The organism is Elusimicrobiota bacterium, assembly GCA_016218575.1.
Lineage (GTDB): Bacteria > Elusimicrobiota > Elusimicrobia > UBA1565 > UBA9628 > JACRDN01.
In genome coordinates this window covers 1-22,623 of the sequence record JACRDN010000021.1, presented here as the reverse complement: position 1 = coordinate 22,623, position 22,623 = coordinate 1, and the positions used below count along the sequence as shown (strand labels likewise).

Here is a 22,623-nt window from a genome sequence, read left to right as displayed (position 1 = left end):
TCAGTAGAGATTGGACTGCCGGCGCTGGCCGGTGTAGTCGAGGAAGACCGTCTTCTGCTCGGTGAAGAAGTGCAGGCCTTCCTTGGACATCTCGCGCTCGCCCACCCCGGAGCCCTTGACCCCGCCGAAGGGGACCTGGGCCTCCCCCCCGATGGTGGGGCTGTTGACGTGGACCATGCCGGCCTCGATCTCGTCCACGAAGCGCATGGCCAGGGTCAGGTCCTGGGTATAAATGGCGGAGGTGAGGCCGAAGTCCACGGCGTTGGACAGATGTATGGCCTCCTCAAAAGATGAAGCTTCCGTGACCGCTAAGACTGGCCCGAACACTTCTTCTTTGAAGAGGCGCATCGAAGGCTGAACGCCGGTAAACAGAGTGGGCTCGACAAAATAGCCATGGCTCAAGCTTCCTTCGGAAAGCCTGCGGCCGCCGTAAACCAAACGGGCTCCCTCCTTTTGACCGATCTCGATGTAGTCGAGATCGGTCTTCAGTTGATTTTTGTCCACCGCCGGGCCCATGCCCACGGCGGGGTCCATGCCGTCGCCCACCTTGATTTTCCTCATCTCGACCAGGAGCATGTCCAAGAAGGGCGCGGCTATTTTCTTGTGCAGGATGAGGCGGCTGGTGGCCGTGCAGCGCTGGCCGGTGGAGCCGAAGGCCCCCTTCATGATACCGCCCAAGGCCAAATCCAGGTCCGCGTCTTCCCAGATGACGGCCGGGTTCTTGCCCCCCATCTCGCAGGTGGTCTTGATTCCCCGGCGGCCGCAGATGCCGTGCACGCTGGCGCCGATCTCGTTGGAGCCGGTGAAGGAGACGGCCTTCACCCGGGGGTCCGACACCAGGATGTCGCCCACGGCCGAGCCAGAGCCCATGAGCAGGTTCAAGACCCCGGGGGGAAGCCCGGCCTCCTCGAATATCTCGACGATTTTCGCGGCCATGGCCGGGACCAAGGAGGCGGGTTTGAACACCACGGCGTTGCCCGCGACCAAAGCCGGGGCAAGCTTCCAGGCCGGGATGGCGAAGGGAAAATTCCAGGGGGTGATGACGCTCACCACTCCAAGTGGTTGCCGGAGCGTGTAGAGGAAGTTCTTGGAAAGCTCCGAGGGCATGCTCACCCCGCCCAGGCGCAGGCCCTCGCCTGCGAACCACTCCATCAAGGTGATGCCCTTGTCCAGCTCGCCCTTGGCCTCGCTTAGGATCTTGCCTTCTTCCCTGGTCATGAGAGCCGCCAATTCGCCCTGGCGCTCGCGGCATAGCTGCGCGGCCTTGGCCAGTATCCGCCCCCGGTTCGGGGGCGGAGTGCCCCTCCAGCTTGGAAAGGCCTTTTGCGCCGCGTCCAGGGCTTTGGCGGCGTCGCTTTTATCGGCCCCGCGAAACCGGGCCACGACATCCCGCGTATCGGCCGGGTTCACGGAAATAATTTCCCGCTCGCCGCTGCCGGCGAGCCACTGTCCCCCGATGTGCTGCTTGAGCTCCAGGGGCGCCTTCTTGGACCTTGGTTGGGTCAGGATTGTCATGGATTCTCCCTAATTGAAGGATCGGGCCACCCGGCGCAGGAACCGGCCGTGGCTGGTCTTGCCTAGAAATCGGTCGCGCTCCACCATGCGGGTCCCCCGAACGAAGACGTCACGGATGGAGCCCTTGACGGTCGTCCCCTCGTAGGGGTTGTAGTCGGCCTTGATATGGTGGCTTTTCGCGGAGAAGGTGTGGCTTTTCTTGGGGTCTATCAAGACGATGTCGGCGTCGGCCCCGGGCGCGATGGAGCCCTTGCGCGGGTAAAGCCCGAAGAGCTTGGCCGGGGTGGTGGACGTGATGTCGACGAAGCGGTTGGGGGTAAGGCGCCCCTTTTGCACCGCGTCCCAGAGGAGGAGCATGCGCGTCTCCACCCCGGGCGCTCCATTGGGGATCTTCGAGAAATCCTTGAGGCCTAGATCCTTGCCTGGCTTCTTGTCCTTGGGCTTCATGCAGAAGGAGCAGTGGTCGGTCGAGACAACCTGGAGCGCGTTCTGGGCCAGACCCTTCCAGAGCCTACCCTCGTTGCCCTTGGGCCGGAGCGGCGGGGACATCACGAATTTGGCCCCCTCGAAGCCCGGCCTTTCGTAGTCCTCGTAGGAGAGATAGAGATACTGGGGGCAGGTCTCGGCGAAAATAGGGAGTTCCCTCTCCCGGGCCCGGCGCACCTCTTCCATGGCGTCCCCGGCGGAAAGGTGCACGATGTAAAGCGGGACCCCGGCCATCTCGGCCAAGGCGATGGCCCGGCGGGTGGCCTCGGCCTCAGCCGACATGGGCCTGGTGAGCGCGTGGTGCTTGGGCTCGATCTCTCCCCGGGCCAGGGCTTTTTGGACGAGGACGTCTATAACCCCCCCGTTCTCGGCGTGCATGCATATCATGCCGCCGTTCTCCTTGGTGCGCAGCATCGCCCTGAAAATCGTGGCGTCGTCGGACATGAAGACCCCGGGGTAGGCCATGAACAGCTTGAAGGTGGAAATGCCCTCCTTCACCATTTGGTCCATCTCGCCCAAGCGTTTCTCCGGGAGATCGGTGACGATCATGTGGAAGGAGTAATCCACCGCGCTTTTCCCTTGGGCTTTTTCATGCCAGAGGTCCAAAGCCTTGGCCAGGGCCTCCCCCTTCTTCTGGATGGCGAAGTCTATGACCGAGGTGGTCCCGCCGAAAACCGCGCCCAAGGAGCCGGAGGTGAAATCGTCCGCGGTGGTGGTGCCCCCGAAGGGCATGTCGAAATGGGTGTGGACGTCTATGCCGCCCGGCACGGCCACGGCCCCGGAAGCGTCAATGACTTCGCCGCCATTGGGAGCGATACCCCCTATGGCGGCGATTCTTCCATCCTTGACCGCGATGTCGGCGACGTAGCAGTCCGAGGCCGTGAGAACCGTGCCGCCCTTGATGACCAGATCGTAGCTCATACTTTCTCCCGTTTCATGACGAGCGCGTAAACCGCGAATGAAATCCCGAAGCTGATAAACCATGCGTAGTGGTAAAGTGTGACCCAGAATGGGCGAGCCTCGAGCGCGCCGATAGTTCCTAGAAAACCCGGGATCAAGGGCAGTATGCCGAGGATAAGGGCGAGAATCGCTTTGGTATTGAAGCCGTTCCTGTACCAATAGCGGCCCGAGGGCTCGTAAAGCTCGGGAAGGCTTAAATGACAGCGGCGGATCAGGAAATAGTCGCAGATCAGTATTCCCCCGATGGAGCCGAGAAGGGAGGAATAAGCCACCAGCCATTTGAAAATATAGCCGGAGGGATCGGCCACCAGCTTCCAGGGCTGCATGAGTATGCCGACGACCCCGGTGATGTAGCCTCCCTTGCGAAAGTCGATGCGCCGCGGCCATAGGTTGGCCAGGTCATTGGCGGGGCTCACCACGTTGGCCGCGATATTGGTGGCCAAGGTGGCGATGCCGAGCGAGACCAGGGACACGGCTAGGACCAGCGGATTTTTGAATTTGGCGAGAAGGATCACCGGGTCCCAGATGCTTTCTCCATAGATGACCACGGTGGCCGAGGTGACGGCGACCCCTATGAAGGAAAAAAGGCCCATGGTCGCGGGAAGGCCCAAGGCCTGGCCCAGGATCTGGGCCTTTTGCGACTTGGCGTAGCGGGTGAAATCCGGGATGTTCAAGGAGAGGGTCGCCCAGAAGCCGATCATGCCCGTGAGCGCCGGAAAGAAGAAGGACCAGAATTGGCCGGCCTTGGGGCCCCCGGGAGCGAAGGCGGATGGGGCCGCGAACATCGGCCCGAAGCCTCCGGCTTGGAGGTAGGCCCATGTAAGAAGCGCCAACCCCAGTAGGATGAGTAGGGGAGCTTTTATGTTAAGGAGAAATCTGATTGATTCCACTCCCCTATAAATCACGTACATGTTGAGCCCCCAAAAAAACAGGAAACAGGCGAGCTGCGGCAGGCTGATGCCGAAGAAGCCATGGGGCCAGGCCTCCAGGCCGGGGAGGTAAATGGCGCAGAGCTTGAAAATGGCCCAGCCCCCGATCCAGGCCTGTATCCCGAACCAACCGCAGGCCACCAAGGCCCGAAGGAGAGCCGGGATGTTGGCCCCGAGGATCCCGAAGGCCGGCCGGCAGTACACGGGGAATGGAATCCCGTACTTGGTCCCGGCGTGGGCGTTCAAGACCATGGGGACCAGGACTATGCAGTTGCCGAGAAATATCGTGAGCACCGCCTGCCACCAATTCATGCCCTCGGCGATCAAGGAGGAGGCGAGCATATAGGTCGGCACGCAGGCGCACATGGAGATCCAGAGGACGCAAATGTCCTTCATGGCCCAGGTCCGCTCCCCCTTCCTGGTGGCCGCGATGTCCGGGTTCCAGTAAGGCGAGTGGGAAAGATCCCCCGCATGCTCGCGGATTTCCTGGTCCAGTAAAGCCTCGATCATAAGTTATGGCAGCTGCTGGACGAGCTCTTGGTACGTCTCCGGCCTTCGGTCGCGGAAGAATTGCCAGACCTTGCGCACCTCGAGGATTTGGTCGAGGTCCAGCTCCGCTGTCACCAAAGCGTCGCGGTCGCGGGGGCCCATGGCCTGGATCTGCCCGCGCGGGTCGCAGAAGTAGGACTGGCCGTAGAACTCCCCGATCTCCCAGGGCTTCTCACGCCCCACGCGGTTGATGGCCCCGATGAAGTACTGGTTGGCCACGCAGTGCGCGGGCTGCTCGAGCCTCCAAAGATATTCCGAGAGCCCGGCCACGGTGGCGGAGGGGTTGAAGACGATCTCGGCGCCGTTGAGGCCCAGGATGCGGGCCCCGTCCGGGAAATGGCGGTCGTAGCAGATGTAGACTCCCACCTTGGCGTATTTGGTCTGGAAAACGGGATAGCCCAGGTTTCCCGGCTTGAAATAGTATTTCTCCCAAAACCCGGGGGCGCAGTGCGGGATGTGGTTCTTGCGGTACTTGCCGAGGATTTTACCGTCGGCGTCTATCACCACGGCCGTGTTGTAATAGGTGCCGGTGGATGGAGTCTCGTAAAGCGGAACGACGATCGCCATCTTGTGCTTCTTGGCGAGCTTCTGCATGAGCTCGGTGGTCGGGCCCGGAACTGGCTCTGCGGTCTCGTACCATTGGGGGTGCTGCTCGGCGCAGAAATAGGGGCCGTAGAAGATCTCCTGCAGGGCCAAGATCTGGACGCCTTGCCTGCCCGCTTTTTCGATCAAGGGGACGTGCTTCTTGATCATCCTCTTCTTGATGTCTGAGAGCGAGTGCTTGGGAATCTGCCAATCGCAGGAGGTCTGGATGAGGCCGCATTTCACCGTTCGTGCCATGGGTTCTCCGTTATTTCTTGATCTTTCCGTTGAGCTGGGAGAGGCGCTCGATCACGCTCGGGACCTTGAAGAATTTCTTCTCGGAGGCGAGGAGGCGCGAGTCGTCTATGGGGAGCTTGAGCTGGTAGGCGTTGTCGGGGGCGCTGTGCTCGAACTGCGTGCCGTAGATTTGGGCAAGCCCCACCGCCATCAGGAAACGGTCCAGGGCTGCGGCCGTCAGCCACCGCCCCACCTGGTGGCCTTGGATGGCCGCCATGCAGGCCATGCGGTGCGCCATCAGGAAGTCCTGGGGGTCGGTCCCGTGCTGGAGGATGACGGCGGCATGGTAGAGGTCCTTGGGGGTTCGCACCTGGTCCAAGGCCACGAACTCGAGCGCGGCCGTCTTGCGGCAGAGGTCCCGCCTCTTTAAGTCGCGCAGGGCCTCGCTCGAATCGTAGACCCGCTCGCGGTCCCTCTGGTCCTCCTGGAAGAGCTCGTGGAGCTTTAGATTGTCGGTTTCGGCAGGCATGTGGAGTATTCCTTCCAGGTGAGGGGCGCTAGATCCGTTTTGACCTCTTTCATGGAGATGCAGCCGTCCACGGGGCAAACCAAGGAGCAGAGGTTGCAGCCCACGCAGTCCTCGGCCACGACGCGGGGCTTGCGGTCCCTTCCGATCTTGATGCACTGGTGCGCCCCGTCGTGGCAGGCGATGGCGCAGAGGTCGCAGGCGATGCACGTGGAACGGTCTATCGAGGCCACGGTCTTGTGGCGGAGATTCAGCTCGTTCCAGTCCACGATGTGCGCGGAGCTCTTGCCGATGAAGTCCTCTAGCCTCGAGAAGCCCTTGGCGTCCATCCAATCCTCGAGGCCCGAGACCAGCTCCGAAATGATGCGGAATCCGTAATGCATGACCGCGGTGCAGAGTTGGACCGAGGAGGCGCCCAGAAGCATGAACTCCACGGCGTCCGACCAGGTGGAGATTCCCCCTATCCCTGAGATGGGGATGCCCCGGGTCTGAGGGTCGGCTGCGATTTGGCTCACCATATGCATGGCGATGGGCTTGACGGCCGGGCCGCAGTAGCCGCCATGGGCGATTTTTCCCCCCACGGAAAATTTGGGCTTGAGAGTTTCCAGATCCACGCCCATGACGGAATTGATGGTATTGATAAGCGAGATCCCGTCGGCCCCCCCCGCGGCAGCGGCCCGGGCCGGGTGGCGCACGTCGGTGACGTTGGGCGTCAGCTTGACGAGGACGGGTATGGAGGACTTCTCCTTTACGAATTCGGTCACCATCTTCACGTAGTCCGGGACCTGGCCCACGGCCGCGCCCATGCCGCGCTCGGACATCCCATGGGGGCAGCCGAAATTGAGCTCGATGCCGTCCGAGCCCGCCTCCACCACCCTTGCCACGATGTCGTGCCAGGCTTGGCGCTCGCAGGGAACCATGAGCGATGCGATGACGGCGTTATTGGGAAAGCGTTTTTTGACTTCGTATATTTCCCTCAAATTATCCGCCAGGGGCCGGTCCGTGATGAGTTCGATGTTGTTGAAGCCCGCCATTTTCTGCCCGCCGATGTCGAGGGAGCCGTAGCGGGAGGTGACGTTGACGACAGGCGGGTCAACCCCCAAGGTCTTCCAGACCGCCCCGCCCCAGCCCGGTTCGAAGGCCCGCATCACCTGCTCCCCGGAATTGGTGGGCGGAGCCGAGGCGAGCCAGAATGGGTTGGGGGAGCGGATGCCGGCGCAGTCGGCGGAAAGGTCAGGCATGGAGGGCCTCGGCTGGGCGGCTCTCGATGGTTCGCGCCCAGTAGCGGTTCTCCGGGGAGAGCTCGGCCGCGGGCATCAGGAAGCGGTGGATGGCGAGCGCGGCGCGCTTGCCGTCGGCCGCGGCGTTGACCACTTCCTTTCCGCCGTTGATCGCGTCCCCCCCAGCGAAGATCTTGGAAACGGAGGTCCGCAAAGTCTCGGGGTTGACGGCGATCCTGCCGTCTTTATCGAGCTTGAAATTCATGGCTTGGGCGAGATCGCGGAGCTGGCTTTGGCCGATGGCCTTGATGACTCGATCGCAAGCAATGGTGAAATGGGAACCGGGGAGAAGGTGGAGCTTTCCTCCTTTGACCCGCGTTTTTTGGAACTCGACTCCCTCGACCTTCTTCCTGCCGATAATGCGCACGGGGGCGGAGTTCCAAAGAAACTCGGCCTCGTCTTGCTTGGCGAGTTCGTACTCGAAGCCGTAGGCGCCCATCTCCGCGGCGGAGCGGCGGTAGGCCATGACGACACGCGGGGTTCCGATCCTCTTGGATTGGGTGGCCGCGTCTATGGCCGTGTTTCCCCCGCCGATCACCACGGTCAAGGCGCTGCTGCCCAAGGCCGAAAGCTCGCGGTTCTTGACATGGCGGATGAAGGCGAGGGCCTCCCAAACCCCGGGCAGGTCCTCGCCCGGGACGCCCAGGCGCTGGGTGGAGCCGAGACCCGTGGCGATGAATATCGCCGAGAAGTCCTCGAGGAGACTTCGCGGCAATATGTCCTTGCCTACTTCCTTGCCTGAAGAGAGCTTTACCCCCAAAGCAAAAGCCATCTTGGCTTCCGCCAGAGAGACCTTTCGCCCCATCTTATACTCGGCGATGCCGAAGGTGTTGAGGCCGCCGGGAACCTTCTCTTTCTCGAAAATCGTCACGGCGTAGCCGAGCCTGCGCAGGTACACGGCGCAGGAAATCCCAGCCGGGCCCGCTCCGATCACGGCCACGCGATGCCCATTGTCCGGCGCGGGCTTAAACGGGCCGGCTCCCCCCAGCTCGTGCAGGTAATCCGTGGCGCGGCGCTGGAGCTTGGCGATCTGTATGGGATGATCCTGCCACTCGTGGTAGACGCAGGCCCCTTCGCAGAGCACTTCCACGGGGCAGGCCCGGGCGCAGGAGTGGCCCAGGGGGTTGGCCTCGAGGATGGTCTTGGCCGAGCCCTTGAGGTTATCGGAGGCGATCTGCTTGATGAAGCGGGGAACGTCTATGTGGGTCGGACAGGCTCGCACGCAGGGGGCGTCGTAGCAATAAAGGCAGCGGCTTGCCTCAAGCCGGGCCTCCTCGGGCTTGAGCGGCGGCTTTATTTCCTTGAAATTCTCGCGGTAGACGCGCTCCAACTCGGCGCTCACCCGCCGAGTCTAGCATTTTTTTGGACGAGCTAATTGAAAGCGATCTTGCGCAGGCTCCAATAGAAGAGCTGCTTGTAGTCGGGGTCATGGCCGAGCCTTACCTTGCAGATCATTCGACCGGGGCGGGGCAGGCGGCACTCGCAGTACCTGTCGTAGCCGTAGCCGCCGTAAGCCCACGAATCGGAGAAGTGCAGGAGCAAGGTAAGCGTGCGGGGGTCGCGGTCGCGGACGGGGATGTATTCGGGCTTGGGCCCCAGGACCCGGACCGCGATGCGGTAGCCGTCGTCCGAGAGCGTGCTTTTATTGATGTTGACCCATAAGGAGCCCGTTTCGTCGGCTTTCAAGACGAGTCTGCGCGAACGCCCCGACTTGTCCTTGAGGCCGCCCGGGTCCACGAAAGTCTGGGGGCCGTTGGGTTCCATGATCGCCTCGACCTCCGCCTCCAGCTGCCAGCTTCCCGCGAATAGCCGAGGCGGAACCTCGGGGGCCGAGTCGAAGGCCTTTCCCGCGATTTTATCGTCGAAAAGAGTCCTGGTCTGGGCGTGGCCGAAAGCGGCCAGGGCGAGAACGATCGGGAGAAGGACATGGGGCATATTCGTCGTAGTATAGATCGCAATCGCCGCATTGACAAGAGCTGAAGCGGGGCCTATACTTCGAGGAGAGCATGAAAACAGGGTCTTCTTTCCATCCTGCGGCGGCGGTTTTAGCGTGCTTTATTCTTGGGGCATCCGCCGAGGACCTTGGCTCGGAGTCCGTGACCTTGATGACGTATTACCCGGCCCCGTCGGGCGTCTACGTCAAGATGATAACCACGGCCGACGCTTATCTCGCCAGAGACGCCGGCTCGGTGGGCATCGGCACCGTCGCTCCCGGAGCGAAGCTTGAGGTGCGCGGCGATGTCAAGATCGTGGACGGCAGCCAGGGCAGCGGCAAGGTCCTGACCTCGGACGCCGCCGGCCTGGCCAGTTGGCAGGCCTTGCTCCCAACGGGGGCCGTGATGTTCTTCGATCTGGCCTCCTGCCCCAGCGGTTGGGCCCCCATGGTCGCGGCTCGGGGGCGCTACCTGGTGGGGCTTCCCGCCGGAGGCGCCCTTTCCGGAACCGCCGGAACGGCCCTCTCGAATCTGGAAAATCGCGCGGCGGGGCGGCATTGGCATCCCATCACCGACCAGCAGCACAGCCATGGTGGTTGGGGCGCCAATCTTGCCAACGGGGGAGCTTATAACACCATCGTGCCCTGGCAGAATAGAGGCGCGGCTTTTCCAGGACCCAATGGCTATGTTCAGGTTACCGACAATGCTTCGACAGGGATCACGGCCACCAACAATAACGCGGGCTCCGTGGCGGGCACCAACGCCCCCTACCTTCAGCTCCTGGTATGCCGGAAGCTGTAGCGCAGCCCCTAAGAATCACGACCGCCACCTACGCCATATTTTTCGCCCTCTTCTTCCTATTCTTTGGAAGGCATTTCCTGGGATTCTCTTCATCGGATTGGATCGGCGCCGCGGCATTCTCTTGGAGCGGCGTGTTCTTGAGGCTGGGGCGCGGGGGCGAGGGCTTTAAGGCCCAATTGACGGCGCTCATCCTCTGCGGGGTTTTAGCCGGAGCTTCATGCTTTCCCATCGTGGGTGCGCGGGACTTATCATTGGAAACCGGCGTCCTAATAGCGCTGGGAATATCATCCATGTTCGCGACGATCTGGCTGGGGACAGGGAACTCGCAGCCAGATCGCGAAACTGCGCGTCTATTGTGGGTTTTCTGCGGGGTCCTGCTATTTACAGCCGGGCTTGCCCTCAGGAAAGGAGCAAGCCCATATTTTCAGAGCGGCATGATATGGCGCTGGAGCGGAGTGCTGGCACTTTGGGCGGCGTTTCGGGTGCGGCGCTTTTCAAGCCGCTATTACTGAAACTTGCTGTTGATGTACCAGAGAAGCCCGCCGATGCCGACGCCGACTCCCCCCAGGAATAACAGCGGCGGAAAGAAGAATATGGCCGCGGCGGTGGCGAGCGCCCCAAGCCCCAAGGCGCCGTAGATGTACATGGAGGGGATGATGCCCTCCTTGGCTCGGCTGGATTTTTTCTTGTCTTTCTCCGCTTTTTTCCCTTGACCGACAGGAGGGATGTTCGCCCGCAAATTCGGAGCCGGGCTCCTCCCCCCTTCCCCTAGGATGTCCAACTCCCAGGCGTCGGCGCGCTCCGAGGCTAGCGCTGCTGCCGGCGCCGGGTCGCCTCCGGTGAAACCCGTTCCGGCCGAGGCCTTGAGGCCTTCCGCCCCGGTGAGCGCTCCGGGGTCTCGCCCGGCCTCCAGGGCCAACTGGTCGAGCGCCGGCGAGGGAGCGGCCGCGGCGGCGTGAAGAGCTCCAACAGAAAGAATCATGATTGCGAAGAAGGCTGTCTTGTTGTTCATGGCAGATAATGCGCTGAGGCCTGCACCGAGGCGATCAGGGGCTCCGGGTAGATTCCAAACAAGAGCACTCCGGCTATGGCCACGGCCAAGCTTCCGTAGAGGTAGGGGCCGACCGAGACGGGCGTCGAGTTGGTTGAGGGCACGAAAAACATGTGGTAGGCGATGCGCATGTAGTAGTAGACGGAGACCACGCTGTTGACAAGACCCAGGGCCGCCAGGCCGTAATGCCCGGTCTCGACCGCGGAGGAAAAGATGTAGAACTTGCCGATAAACCCCGCCATCGGGGGGATCCCGGAAAGGGAGAGAAGGAAGAATGTCATGGCCAAGGCCAAGCCGAATGAGCGCCGGGAGAGGCCGTTGAAGGCTTGAAGGCCATAGGGGTCGTGGCCGGGCTCGGGGCTTGTTTGAGCCACGGCCTGGGTCACGGCGAAGGCGCCCAGGTTCATGGCGATATAAATGAAGGAGTAGAGAAGCACCCCTTCCAACCCCAAGGTGTTTCCAGAGACGATGCCGATCAGGATGTAGCCGGCTTGGGCCACCGAGGAGTAGGCGAGCATCCTTTTGACGTTTTCCTGGAAGAAGGCGGTAAAATTTCCCACGATCATGGTGAGCCCCGCCAGTATCGAAAAGAGCACGGTAAGATCTAGGACCGATATGGGAAGGAGCACGCTGAAGAGGCGGAGCATCGCCCCCAAGGTCGCGATCTTGGGGGCCAGGGACAGGTAGGTCGTGACCGGAGTCGGGGCCCCCTCGTAGGCGTCCGGAACCCAGAAATGCATGGGAGCGATGGAGGCCTTGAAGCCGAAACCAAGGAGTATCAGGAGCATGGAGAGAATGAAAACCGGCCCGTTGGTTTGAGCCAGGCCAATGAGCTTCGTGCCCCCCGTCGCGCCGTAGAAGAGGGAGATGCCGTAGGCCATCACGGCCGAGGAGAAGGCTCCGAAAAGGAAATATTTCATGGCCCCCTCGTTGGATTTGGGATTGCGGCGCTCGAAGCCTGCCAGTATGAAGGAGGAGATGGAGACGAGTTCGAGCGCGATGAAGGTAAGGAGGAGATCCACGGAGGAGACCAGGAACATGAGGCCCGAGCTGGCCAGAAGGAGGAGGCAGACGAAGGTTCCCGAGTGCTGGGGCGGCAAGGCCTCGTACTCCAGCCCCATCAGAATGCAGAACACGGTGATGAGGAGGATCATGATCTTGAAGAATTGGCTGAAGGGGTCCACCGTCCACAGCGTTCCCATCCCCTGGGCATGGGAGGCGTCGGACAGGGTAAATCCCACCACGCAGAGGGCAATGATGGACACCAGCCAGGCGAGATGATACATCAGCCGTCCATGTTTGGGAGCCACGAAGAGCTCCGCGATCAGCAGTCCTAAAGCCATGAGGCTCAGGAGGATTTCCGGATAGATGAGATGCAGGTTGAACATGGGGCCTCAGCGGAAAAGATTGGCCATGTGGATCAAGGTCGTGTCCATGATGTCGAGCGCCCAGCGCGGCCAGACCCCCAGGACGATGGTCAGAGCGGTCAAGGGCAGGATGGAGGTCAGCTCCCGCGCGCTCATGTCCTCAAGCCCCGCCCACTTCTGATTGAAGGGGCCGAGGAAGACCTTCTCCATCATGCGCAGGAAGAAGGCCGCGGTGGCCAGTATTCCCAGCACCGAGACCGCGGTGTAGACCTTCCAGCGCTCGAAGGCTCCGAGAAAGCAGAGAAATTCGCTGACAAAGCCCGCCAGGCCCGGCAGCCCTAGGGAGGCAAAGCAAGCCAGGAACATCAGGCCCGCGAACACCGGGACGCGCACGGCGAGGCCCCCGAAGGCCGAGATGTCGCGGGTGTGGGCGCGGTCGTAGATCACCCCCACCAAAAGGAAGAGCGAGCCAGTGATGATGCCGTGGTTGATCATCTGGAGCACGGCTCCGGAAAATCCGGTGGCAGTCACCCCGGCGATGGCCAAAAGGCAGTAGCCCATGTGGTTGACCGAGGAGTAGGCCACCATCTTCTTCATGTCGGTCTGAGCCATGGCGCAGAGGGCGCCGTAAACGATGTTTATGGCCGCGATCACGATGAGAATGGGCAGGAACCATTGAAAACCCAGGGGGAGCATGGCGTAGGACACCCGCAAGAGGCCGTAAACCCCCATTTTAAGGAGCACGGCCGCCAGGACCACGCTCACGGCCGTGGGCGCCTCCACGTGGGCCAAGGGCAGCCAGGTGTGGAAAGGGAAGGCCGGGACTTTGATGGCGAATCCCAGGTAGAAGCCGATGAATACCAGGATCTGGAACCTCTGGCTCCACAGGGCGTTGGCCTTCATGAGGGCGAGCATGTCGAAGGTGTGCGGGTTGGTGTTGAAGTAGATGGCCAATATGGCCAAGAGCATGAACACCGAGCCGGCCAAGGTGTATAGGAAGAATTTGATGGCCGCGAACTCTTTCTTGGGCCCCCCCCAAATGCCGATGAGAAAGTACATCGGCACCAAGGTGAGCTCCCAGAAAACGTAGAAGAGGACGAGATCCAAGGCCTCGAAGACCCCGATCATCCCCACCTCCAGGACCAGGAACCAGAAGAAGTATTCCTTGATCCTCTCCTTGATCCCAAGCGAGCCCACCAAGGCCAGGAATGTCATGAAGGTGGTGAGAAGCAGGAGCGGGAAGGAAAGGCCGTCAACGCCCATGGCGTAGTTGATGCCGAGGGACGGGATCCACTGCAGCCGCTCCATGAACTGCATCTGCGGCGTGGTCCGGTCGAATAGGAAATAGAGGATGATTGACAGGGCGAGGGACGCTCCCGCCGCGGCTAATGCTGTCGTTTGGATGAGTCTCTCCTTCTCCTTCGGGGTGAAAAGGATGAACAGCGCGCCCAGCAACGGAATGAAAGTGATCAGGCTCAGTAGATTCATATAAGCTCCTCGATAGTCAATCGCACCCCTTCATCGGGATATGATCATGGTGGCAAAAAGGCTCACGGCCACGGCGATGTACATCAAATATTCCTGGACCTGGCCGCGGCTCGACAAGGAGCGCAGGCCCGCTCCGAGGTCCGCGCTTAAGCCCCCGAAGCCGTCCACGGTGCGGTCTATAAAAACCGCGTCGAAGAAATGGCTGATCTCAGAGAGGATTCGTGCGAGCAGTCCCCATCCGTCGATGAAGAACTGGTCGAGCACCTTGGAGTCAAACCAAAATGCGAGTGCCGCGATCTTGTCGGAGAGGGCCACCAGTCTCAAGAAAAGGGCGTCGAAGCCGTAGCGCTGCTCCAGGAGGTTGAAAACCAGGAGGAAGCGCTGCTTGAGGGCCTCCGCGGCCTTGAACTCCGGGTCCCGGTACAGGGCCCAGGCAAGCGCGATGGCACAGAAGACGAGGCCGGTGACCCCCAGCCCGATGAATCTCGCGGCGGGCGCGGCCCCATGCGCGGCTTGCTCATGGGGCATGTCGAAACGGACCAAATCGGCGAAGATGTGGTGGCGCTCTAGGAGATAGCCGGAGACGATGGAGAGTAATGCCAGGAGCATGAGCGGGAAAGTCATGGCCCAGGGGGACTCGTGGGCGTGGTGGTGCTTCTCGTGGTCGCGCTCGGTTCCCAGGAAGGTCAGGAAGATCAGGCGGAACATGTAGAAAGCCGTAAGCGCGGCGGTGAATGCCAGAACCCCGAACATGAAGCGATTGTGCTCGAAAACTTTTTCCAGGATCATGTCCTTGGAGTAATACCCGGCCAGGAAGGGGATGCCGGCGATGGCGCAGGTACCGATGAACATCGTCGTGAAGGTGATCGGCATCTTTTTCGAGAGTCCCCCCATCTGCCGCATGTCGTTGGTATGCACCGAGTGGATGACGGAGCCCGCCCCGAGGAAAAGGAGGGCCTTGAAGAAAGCGTGGGTGGTGAGGTGGAAGAGTCCCGCCGTGTAGCCGCCGCAGCCCAAGGCGCACATCATGAATCCCAGTTGAGAGACGGTCGAGAAGGCGAGCACCCTCTTGATGTCGTAGGCGACTAGCGCCATGGTGGCGGCGAGGAACGCGGTCGTGAGCCCCACCCACGCCGCGGCCTCCATGGCGACGGGGCTCGCCGCGTAAATGAAATAGCACTTGGCCACGAGGTAAATGCCGGCCGCGACCATGGTCGCGGCGTGGATGAGGGCGGAAACCGGGGTCGGACCCTCCATGGCGTCGGGAAGCCAGATGAATAGCGGCCATTGCGCGGATTTGCCCACGGCCCCGCAGAGAAGCCCCAGGCCGATCAAGGTGGCGGCTGTCGAGTCCATGTAGCCGCGCGAGACGAATTCCTGGATTTGGGTGATTTGGAAGGAGCCCACTCTCACGAAGATGAAAAGGAGGGCTAGGTAGAGCCCCATGTCTCCGAGCTTGGTCGTGATGAAAGCTTTTTTCGAGGCGTAGGCCGGGGCGGGCTTCTCGAACCAGAAGCCGATCAGGAGGTAGGAGGAGACGCCCACCAGCTCCCAGCAGGAGAAAGTGACCAGGAGGTTGCTCGAGACGACGAGGCCCAGCATGGAGGCGGTGAAGAAGGAGAGGAACGCGTAATAGCGCTTGAAGCGCGGATCGCCGTGCATGTAGCCCAGGGAGTAGAGTTGGACGAGGAAGCTCACCAAGGTCACCACCACGAGCATTACGGCCGCCGGCCCATCGATGAGGACGCCGATCGGCATGTCGTAGGAGAAGGCCTTTCCTCCCATGTCCGCGGGCATGGCGAACCAATTCCAATTGGCCTGGTAGGGCAGATGGCGGGATCCGGCGAGGACCTGGGCGAATATGCCGATGGACTGGGCCAGGCAGAAGCCCATGGCGCCGAGGCCGAGGTAGGGCATCTTGGAATGAGGCCCCTCCTTGCCGAAGAACAGGATGATGGGCGCGGCCAGAAGAGGAATAAGAGGGATTAAATAGACGTGCTCGAGCATTGGCTATCCTTTGAGGAGGTTGAAGTCCTCGACGTAGACGGTGTCGGTGTTTCGGTAAATGGCCAGGACCAAGGCCAGACCCGCCACGAGCTCGGCGGCCGCGATGGTGATGATGAAGAGGGCCAGGGCCTGGCCGACCACTCCCTGCGGGTGGAGGAAGCGGTTGAAGGCGGCGAGGTTGATGTTGGCGGCGTTGAACATGAGCTCGATGGACATGAGTATCCCCAGGATATTCCGCCTGGTGAGCGCCCCGAAGACGCCGATGAGGAATAGGAGCGATCCGAGGAAAAGGTAATGGGCTAGGCTCATGGGTTGGTGGAGCTGCTCTGGGAACGTTCGCTTCGGGAGAAGTAGACCGCCCCGAGCAGTGATGCCATCAGGATGAGGGAGATCAGTTCGAAAGGCAGAGCGTAGTCGCTCATTAGGAGCCTTCCCAAAAGCCTGGTCCCGGGGACTGGGGCGCTGTGGGCGCGGCTCTCGGAAAAAAGCCCGATGACGCGCCAAAGTCCGGAGAAAGTGATGCCGCAAATGAGGAGGCCCGCCAGCCACTGGTTGTTGACTTGCCTTAAGTGCAGGTCGTAGGTCCGCCCCAAAAGCATGACCACGAACATGATGAGGACCGCGATGCCGCTGACGTAGATCAGGACCTGTCCGGCGAAGAGGAAGTCAGCGCCCAGGAGCGCGAACACCCCCGCCACGGCGGCGAGCGCAAGCCCCAGCATCAGGGCCGAGTGCACGCTGTTTTTCATCGTCACGACTCCCAGAGCCGAAAGGACGGCGACGGCGGCGAGGGAGTAGAAAACAAGTTGCTCTATCATGGCTATCCTAGGTGTCGCGGCGGCACGCTGTGGATGGGGACTTGGCCCTCGGGGTCCTTGAAGGCTTTTTCCTTCCTGTCGAAGTATTTTCCGATGATGGGGAATCCCGCCTTCCAACAGCGCACCATCTCGTCGCGCTTATTGAAGACGAGCTCGTAGTCCAAGGCGTGCCAGACGGATTTCGGCTTCGTGGGGCAGGATTCCTCGCACAGGCGGCAGAAATTGCATTTGCCGAAGTCGATGGAATACCAATCGACCTTGGCGATCTTCTTCTTGGTCTCCGGGTTGGTCGCGTTCTCGAGGGCGATGCAGTTGGAGGGACAGGCCTTGACGCAGAGGTTGCAGGAGATGCAGGTCTCGGGATCGAATAGGAGCACTCCGCGGAACTTCTCGAAGGGCACGAGCTTCTCATCGGGATAATGCACGGTGACGGAGGGCTTGAACAGGTAGCGCAGAGTCACGAGAAGCCCCTGGGTTATGGCCCAGGCCCCGCTGAAGACATCCTTGAAGTAGCCGATCATAGCAGCAGATAGGCTCCGGCCAGGGCGATGTTGGCGAAGGACCAAGGCAGGAGGAATTTCCAATTGAAATCCATCAATTGATCGGCCCTCAAGCGCGGGAAGGTCCATCGTGTCCATAGGAAGATGAACATCATGAGCAGGGCCTTGGCCAGCATCCAGATCCAGCTCGGGATGAAGCCGAGCTGGGCAAGGGGAGGTGCTCCTCCCCCCAGGAAGAAGGTCGCCAAAAGGAAGGATGCCAGGAGCACGTAGCCATACTCGGCCAGGAAGAAAATGGACCATTTCATCCCCGAGTATTCGGTGTGAAATCCCGAGACGAGCTCCGACTCGGCCTCGGGAATGTCGAAGGGCGTACGGTTGGTCTCGGCCACGGATGCGATAAGGAATATGAGGAAAGCGATCTGCCCGACCACGGGATAGAACAGGAACCAGCGGGGCACGAGCCCGTGCCAGTAGCCGGCCTGAGCGAGGGCGATGGCCTCCAGGTTGAGCGAGCCCGCCAACATCAGCACCGGAACCACGGAGAAGGCGCGCGGCAGCTCGTAGCTCACGATCTGGGCCGCCGCCCGCAGGCCTCCGAGCAGGGAATACTTGTTTCCCGACGCCCAGCCCGCCATCACGATGCCGATCACAGAAATGCCCGCGAAAGCGAAGACGTAGAGGACTCCGATGTCGATGTTGGCGGCAGAGAGCTGCGTGCCGAAGGAAACCGGGGCGAAGGCCACGACCACTGGTGCTACCACGATGCCCGGGGCCAGGGCGTGCACCCACTTGTCGGCGGCGTCCGGGGTGATGTCTTCCTTTAGTAAGAGCTTGATCCCATCGAAAATGGTTTGGGCCCAGCCGTGGAAGCCTCCGGAGTAGGTCGGGCCCACCCGGGATTGGATGTGGGCCGAGATCTTTCGCTCCCACCAGATGGCCCAAAGGCCGTTGATTAGTATGACGTGCAGTACGATCAGGGCTTTAAGAAGAATCCAAGCGCCCTCGGCGGTGTTCTGGGGCCAACCCTGGGAAGCGACGAATGCCCCAATTAGGGCGTATATTTTATCTCCCCATCGAGACAGCTCTCCCACGGCGGCGCCAGTAAGCAGAACGCCGCCGATGATCGCGGCCAGCATCAGCGCGCCGCGTCGGTAATTCGGGCTCGCCCAGGGGTTGGCCCAAAGCTCGGTCGGCCAGTAGCGGGTCGTGGTCAAGAGTTTGCCGGCGGAATGGTTCAAGACGGGCGTGGGCATGGCGATTTTGGGCGCCGGAGCGGGCTTGGCCGCCGCGGGGGCGGGGGATGGCTTGGGGGCCGGAGGCGTCGGGGTCGCTTCGGTCATTTCAGCGGTCCACCTCCCCGAGGACAATGTCTATCGAGCCCAAAATCGCGATGACATCGGAGACCTTGTTTCCCACCAGTATCTTCTCCAAAATGGCGAGATTCATGAAGGAAGGAGCCCTCACGTGTATGCGGTAGGGGCTGGCCTGGCCGTCCGACACCAGGTAAATCCCCAGGTCTCCGCGCGAGCCCTCCACGTGGGCGTAGGCCTCGCCGGGAGCGGGTTTGGGGATTTTGGCGACCCCCGTTGCCATGGTCTCGCCCGGGGGCAGGGCTTTCAAGGCTTGCTCGCAGATGCGCAGCGACTCACGCATTTCCAGGATGCGGCAGAAGTAGCGGTCCCAGCAGGAGCCCTCCTTGCCCAGCGGCACCTGGAAATCGAATTCCTCGTAGCTGGAGTAGGGATCGGATTTGCGCACGTCGTAAAGTATGCCCGAACCCCTAAGGTTCGGGCCGGAGAGCGCCCAATTGACGGCTTCCTGGGGCGAGATTTTCCCTACTTCCTTGGTTCTTGCCAGGAAAATAGGATTGAAGCTGAGCAAAGTGTCGTACTCGTCCAGCCGCGGCTTGAAGTACCCTAGAAATTCCTTGGTCTTGGCGGTCCACTCCTCGGAGACGTCCGCCATGACCCCGCCCAAGCGAATGTAGTTGTAGGTGAGCCTGGCCCCGCAGCACATCTCGAAGAGATCGAGCACCATCTCCCTCTCGCGGAAGGCGTAGAGAAACGGGGTGAAGGCGCCGATGTCTATGCCGTAGGTCCCGAAGAATAGGAGGTGGCTGGCGATCCTGTTCAACTCGCACATGAGCACGCGCAAATAGTTGGCCCGCGGCGGTATCTTGAGGCCCATGAGTTTTTCCGCGGCCAGGCAGAAGACCAGATTGTTGGGCATGGCCGAGACATAGTCCCAGCGGTCGGTGAGCACCACGCAGTGATGGTAGCCGCGCACCTCGGCCAACTTCTCGGTCCCGCGGTGAAGGTACCCTATGTCCGGAACGGCCTTGGTGATGAGCTCCCCCTCGATGGTGAGGCCCACGCGAAGGACGCCGTGGGTCGAGGGGTGCTGGGGACCCAGATTGACGAAAAGGGAGTCCGACTTGAGCTCCTTTGGCCGTTCTTCAGTCTTCATCGTACTTGTCCTTGACGTGGACGTAATCCTTGCGCAGGGGATGTCCCTGGATGAAATCGGGGGTCAGTATCTTGACGAGGTTCGGGTGCCCCTCGAATCGGACTCCCATGAGGTCGAAAGTCTCGCGCTCCTGCCAATCCGCGGCCTGGAAGAGGCCCGCCAAGCTCGGGACATCGGGGTTGTCGCGGGGAATTTCCAGGCGCAGGAACACCCAGGCCTTCTCCTTGAGATTGGCCAAGGTCCAGAGCATATCGAAGGTCGGGCGGTAGCCGACGTTGGGAGTGGCACCGGGGAAATTTTGGGGCACCGCCCCCTCCGGCAGGAAAACGTTGGGATTGGGATTGGCGATGTAGCCCTTGGGGTTCACCGGCCCCAGCCAATCCACGGTGGTGATCATCTCGAGATAATCGAATCCAAGACTCTCCTTGAGGAGGGAGACGGTTGGAATCAATTCCTCCGGGGATTTGAGGCGGAGGGTGATGTAGTCCCTCACAGGGATTTGAGCCCTTTCCAGATTCGGCATCTTAGCGCAGACGGCGGCGAGCAGCTCTTCCCGCGTCATGCAGCGCTTGCGCCGGGAGCAGCGGCTATATCACGGCTGCCCTTCTCCTGCTGGAGGGAGGCGCCCCCTCCTTGGGAGAGCTTCATTTTGGCTATTTTTTCCTGGAGCTTGACCACGGCGAACTGGAGGGCCTCCGGACGGGGTGGGCAGCCCGCGATGTAGACGTCCACGGGAACGATGCGGTCCACGCCCTTGAGCACGGAATAAGAGTCGTAGTAGGGCCCGCCGCAGTTGGCGCAGGAGCCCATGGAGATGATGAAGCGCGGCTCCGGCATCTGATGGTAGATTTGGAGGATGGGCTCGGCCATTTTCTTGACCACGGTGCCGGCCACGATCATGACGTCGGCTTGACGGGGGCTGGCGCGGGGAATGACCCCGAAGCGGTCGAAGTCGAAGCGAGAGGCGTAGGAGCCCATCATTTCTATGGCGCAGCAGGCCAGGCCGAAGGTCATGGGCCAAAGGGAGCTTTTGCGGCTCAAATCGATGACGTAGTCCGCAGTGGTGAGCAGCAGCTCGCCCCCCGGCAGGCCTTTGGTCATTCCCGGCAATTTCTCAATGATGATGCCCACGGGTCACTCCCAGACAAGGGCCCCTTTGGCCCAGGCGTAGCCCAGGCCCAGGAAGAGTATGGCTAAAAACACCGCCATCTCCGCTATGGCCAGAGGGCCGATCTCCTTGGCGGTCACGGCCCAAGGGTAGACGTAGAGGGTCTCGACATCGAATATGACGAAGAGGAGGGCGAACAGGTAAAAGCGGATGTTGAGCCTGGCCTCGGTGGTGCCCACGGCCTCCATGCCGCACTCGTAGGTGCTGGTCTTTCGCGCGTAGCTCACACTCGGGCGCAGGAGCTTGGCAGCGATCAAGGTCGCCGCGGCGAAGGCCACGGCCAAGAGCACGAAAACGTACACCGCGGCGTAGGCGCTCATCATGGCGCGAGCTCCCGCTTTTTCTGGACCAGGACCTTGAAGACCTCCCCCATTCCCTCGGGATGGAGCAGGGTCTTGATCTTTGCCCGGGATTTATATTGCGAGGAAGAGGCTGACTCTTCCAAGGAATCCGGGAGCCAACGCTCGATGCCTCCCTCCACCAGGAAGCGGCCCAAGGTGGAGTAGCACTCGAGCTCGAGCCCGAGCTTGCCCCCCTCCAGGATCAAGGCCTCGAAGTCCACGGAGGCCGTGATGTCCTTTTCCCCGGGGCGCTCGGCCACTTTGGCGTCGGTGTGATGCCTGAAGAAGGCGCGCGGGGGGTTCGGGGTGCCGGTGAAGCGCTTTCCGTAGTCGATGGTCAGAAGATAGCCGGCCTTGAGTTTGGCCGAGACGGTCTTGAGCCAGCGATGGGCCTCGAGGTTGACGGCGTGACGCTCCCCCTCCTGCAAATTGTCCGTCATGCTTTGAGCGTGGGCCTTGAGCTCGGGGCTTGATAGGCCGGCAAGGGCGGTGCTGCCATTGGCTTCCACGTAGACCTCGTGAATTTCCCCCTCCCGCTTCTCGAGGAGATGGACCGGGAAGGCGTCCACGAGCTCATTGGAGAAGAATACCCCGCTGCAGGGCAGGATGTCCTCGAGCCTGCTGTAACCCAGTATATGCTCGTGGGAGGCTGAAAGCGCCAAGACGCTCTCCAGGAGTTTCTCCCTTGCGCGCTCTACTAGGATGTAGCGCAACTGGGGCGCGAGGTTGGGGTGCCTTTCCTTGAGATTTTTCAGGATATCTCTCGAGAGAGATACACTGCTTGAGCCCATCTCCACCAAAGAGTAAGGCCCCGGGACTCCATCCTCTTTTAAGGAGACAAGTCTACGGACAAGCTCCTGGCTCAGCACCCCCGCGAAAGCGGGGTGCAACTCGGGAGCGGTATAGAAATCCTGCCTGGGGATTCGGCGCTCGTAATAGCCGCGCTCCGGATCATAAAGCGCGGCCTCCATGTAGTCCCTGAACGTCTGCATCAGCGAAATGTTTTTTCTTGTCTAAAGGTCTTCCAGGCCGAGGGTCTTCTTCTTTCCGTCCGCCTTCACTTTCTCGATGGAGGCCTGCACGATGGAGTTGATCTTGCTGGAAAGCCCGTCTATGTAGTCCCCGCCGGTCCGAAAACCGGCCTCTTTGACCATTTTCTTAATTTTGCTCACCACCACGAAAGTTTCGGCCATGAATCCCCCTTGGATGCGCGATAAGAACCGCTTCTACTATAACTTTTTGCAACTAAAGCGTCAAACTTGGCGCCGGGAGGACTCGGCCCGAGCGCAGCGCGCTTCCGCGCGCTGCAACGGCCGCGCTCAGCCTTGCCTAATATCGGTTCGAGTCCTACAAAAGCAAAAACCTGGCGCCGGGAGGACTCGAACCTCCGACCTAACGCTTATGAAACGTCCGCTCTACCTCTGAGCTACGGCGCCGAGATTTGAATTATAGCAAAAACGGGCGGTAGACCAGAGGGCCGCGTCCCGTTTGATGGAGAAAAAGCAAAAAGCGTAACCTTTGGTTGAGGAAATCAAAAGAGGCCAGCTTGAACTGGCCCACCAAGGAGGTTACGCTCAAATGAAGAATAGCAAAGAGGTGGTCACCCAGGGAAATG

Annotated in this window: 24 protein-coding genes and 1 tRNA gene; 2 read left to right on the top strand and 23 right to left on the bottom strand. The window is 61.1% G+C overall.

Annotation, left to right across the window (positions count from 1 at the left end; genetic code table 11):
• Genes HY921_12020 through HY921_11985 form a run of 8 tightly spaced genes read right to left on the bottom strand, consistent with a single transcriptional unit; the run spans position 1 to position 8,999 of the window.
• The gene (locus tag HY921_12020) at positions 1–1,476 is read right to left on the bottom strand and encodes an aldehyde dehydrogenase family protein (protein MBI5631595.1); all 1,476 of its coding nucleotides are present in this window, start codon (positions 1,474–1,476) and stop codon (positions 1–3) included.
• A 48-nt stretch (positions 1,477–1,524) separates the two neighbouring features.
• Entirely contained in the window at positions 1,525–2,922 is a 1,398-nt protein-coding gene (gene hydA, locus HY921_12015) for a dihydropyrimidinase (protein MBI5631594.1), read from the bottom strand.
• Entirely contained in the window at positions 2,919–4,400 is a 1,482-nt protein-coding gene (locus HY921_12010) for an NCS1 family nucleobase:cation symporter-1 (protein MBI5631593.1), read from the bottom strand. The genes hydA and HY921_12010 overlap by 4 nt, the downstream gene beginning before the upstream one ends.
• Positions 4,401–4,403: 3 nt before the next feature.
• Positions 4,404–5,279 (bottom strand): acyltransferase, encoded by an 876-nt coding sequence (locus HY921_12005; GenBank protein MBI5631592.1) that lies wholly within the window; start codon positions 5,277–5,279, stop codon positions 4,404–4,406.
• A gap of 10 nt (positions 5,280–5,289) precedes the next feature.
• Positions 5,290–5,787, bottom strand: a complete 498-nt coding sequence (locus HY921_12000; GenBank protein MBI5631591.1) for a hypothetical protein — start codon at positions 5,785–5,787, stop codon at positions 5,290–5,292.
• Positions 5,763–7,025: an NAD-dependent dihydropyrimidine dehydrogenase subunit PreA gene (preA, locus tag HY921_11995; GenBank protein ID MBI5631590.1), complete on the bottom strand. Its 1,263-nt coding sequence runs from the start codon at positions 7,023–7,025 to the stop codon at positions 5,763–5,765. The genes HY921_12000 and preA overlap by 25 nt, the downstream gene beginning before the upstream one ends.
• A complete protein-coding gene (locus tag HY921_11990; GenBank protein ID MBI5631589.1) occupies positions 7,018–8,394 on the bottom strand; it encodes an NAD(P)-dependent oxidoreductase in 1,377 nt (458 codons plus the stop codon). Before HY921_11990 ends, preA begins: the two co-directional genes overlap by 8 nt.
• A 41-nt stretch (positions 8,395–8,435) precedes the next feature.
• Positions 8,436–8,999, bottom strand: coding sequence for a hypothetical protein (locus tag HY921_11985; GenBank protein MBI5631588.1), 564 nt, complete (start codon positions 8,997–8,999; stop codon positions 8,436–8,438).
• Positions 9,000–9,070: 71 nt separating this feature from the next.
• Between HY921_11985 and HY921_11980 the strand changes: the two genes are divergently transcribed.
• Both HY921_11980 and HY921_11975 read left to right on the top strand, forming a co-directional pair.
• The gene (locus tag HY921_11980) at positions 9,071–9,799 is read left to right on the top strand and encodes a hypothetical protein (protein ID MBI5631587.1); all 729 of its coding nucleotides are present in this window, start codon (positions 9,071–9,073) and stop codon (positions 9,797–9,799) included.
• A complete protein-coding gene (locus tag HY921_11975) occupies positions 9,784–10,311 on the top strand; it encodes a hypothetical protein (protein MBI5631586.1) in 528 nt (175 codons plus the stop codon). The genes HY921_11980 and HY921_11975 overlap by 16 nt, the downstream gene beginning before the upstream one ends.
• Here the strand turns inward: HY921_11975 and HY921_11970 are convergent.
• The 15 genes from HY921_11970 to HY921_11900 form a co-directional block, all read right to left on the bottom strand.
• Complete coding sequence (locus HY921_11970; protein MBI5631585.1) at positions 10,305–10,811, bottom strand: hypothetical protein; 507 nt, start codon at positions 10,809–10,811, stop codon at positions 10,305–10,307. The genes HY921_11975 and HY921_11970 overlap by 7 nt on opposite strands.
• On the bottom strand, positions 10,808–12,238 hold the full coding sequence (locus HY921_11965) for an NADH-quinone oxidoreductase subunit N (protein ID MBI5631584.1): 1,431 nt from the start codon (positions 12,236–12,238) through the stop codon (positions 10,808–10,810). Before HY921_11965 ends, HY921_11970 begins: the two co-directional genes overlap by 4 nt.
• Before the next feature lie 6 nt (positions 12,239–12,244).
• On the bottom strand, positions 12,245–13,705 hold the full coding sequence (locus HY921_11960; GenBank protein ID MBI5631583.1) for an NADH-quinone oxidoreductase subunit M: 1,461 nt from the start codon (positions 13,703–13,705) through the stop codon (positions 12,245–12,247).
• Between the two features lie 30 nt (positions 13,706–13,735).
• On the bottom strand, positions 13,736–15,712 hold the full coding sequence (nuoL, locus tag HY921_11955; protein MBI5631582.1) for an NADH-quinone oxidoreductase subunit L: 1,977 nt from the start codon (positions 15,710–15,712) through the stop codon (positions 13,736–13,738).
• 3 nt (positions 15,713–15,715) lie between these two features.
• A complete protein-coding gene (nuoK, locus tag HY921_11950) occupies positions 15,716–16,021 on the bottom strand; it encodes an NADH-quinone oxidoreductase subunit NuoK (GenBank protein ID MBI5631581.1) in 306 nt (101 codons plus the stop codon).
• Entirely contained in the window at positions 16,018–16,530 is a 513-nt protein-coding gene (locus HY921_11945; protein ID MBI5631580.1) for an NADH-quinone oxidoreductase subunit J, read from the bottom strand. Before HY921_11945 ends, nuoK begins: the two co-directional genes overlap by 4 nt.
• 2 nt (positions 16,531–16,532) lie before the next feature.
• Positions 16,533–17,051, bottom strand: a complete 519-nt coding sequence (locus HY921_11940) for an NADH-quinone oxidoreductase subunit I (GenBank protein ID MBI5631579.1) — start codon at positions 17,049–17,051, stop codon at positions 16,533–16,535.
• Complete coding sequence (gene nuoH, locus HY921_11935; protein MBI5631578.1) at positions 17,048–18,373, bottom strand: NADH-quinone oxidoreductase subunit NuoH; 1,326 nt, start codon at positions 18,371–18,373, stop codon at positions 17,048–17,050. The genes HY921_11940 and nuoH overlap by 4 nt, the downstream gene beginning before the upstream one ends.
• A 1-nt stretch (position 18,374) precedes the next feature.
• On the bottom strand, positions 18,375–19,499 hold the full coding sequence (locus HY921_11930; GenBank protein MBI5631577.1) for an NADH-quinone oxidoreductase subunit D: 1,125 nt from the start codon (positions 19,497–19,499) through the stop codon (positions 18,375–18,377).
• Positions 19,489–20,061, bottom strand: coding sequence for an NADH-quinone oxidoreductase subunit C (locus HY921_11925; GenBank protein ID MBI5631576.1), 573 nt, complete (start codon positions 20,059–20,061; stop codon positions 19,489–19,491). The genes HY921_11930 and HY921_11925 overlap by 11 nt, the downstream gene beginning before the upstream one ends.
• The gene (locus HY921_11920) at positions 20,058–20,600 is read right to left on the bottom strand and encodes an NADH-quinone oxidoreductase subunit B (protein MBI5631575.1); all 543 of its coding nucleotides are present in this window, start codon (positions 20,598–20,600) and stop codon (positions 20,058–20,060) included. The genes HY921_11925 and HY921_11920 overlap by 4 nt, the downstream gene beginning before the upstream one ends.
• Positions 20,601–20,633: 33 nt before the next feature.
• Entirely contained in the window at positions 20,634–20,990 is a 357-nt protein-coding gene (locus HY921_11915; protein MBI5631574.1) for an NADH-quinone oxidoreductase subunit A, read from the bottom strand.
• Positions 20,987–22,000: an SAM-dependent methyltransferase gene (locus HY921_11910; protein MBI5631573.1), complete on the bottom strand. Its 1,014-nt coding sequence runs from the start codon at positions 21,998–22,000 to the stop codon at positions 20,987–20,989. Before HY921_11910 ends, HY921_11915 begins: the two co-directional genes overlap by 4 nt.
• 21 nt (positions 22,001–22,021) lie before the next feature.
• Positions 22,022–22,201 (bottom strand): hypothetical protein, encoded by a 180-nt coding sequence (locus HY921_11905; GenBank protein ID MBI5631572.1) that lies wholly within the window; start codon positions 22,199–22,201, stop codon positions 22,022–22,024.
• A 171-nt stretch (positions 22,202–22,372) separates the two neighbouring features.
• A tRNA-Met gene (locus tag HY921_11900) sits at positions 22,373–22,444 on the bottom strand.
• Positions 22,445–22,623: the final 179 nt, after the last annotated feature.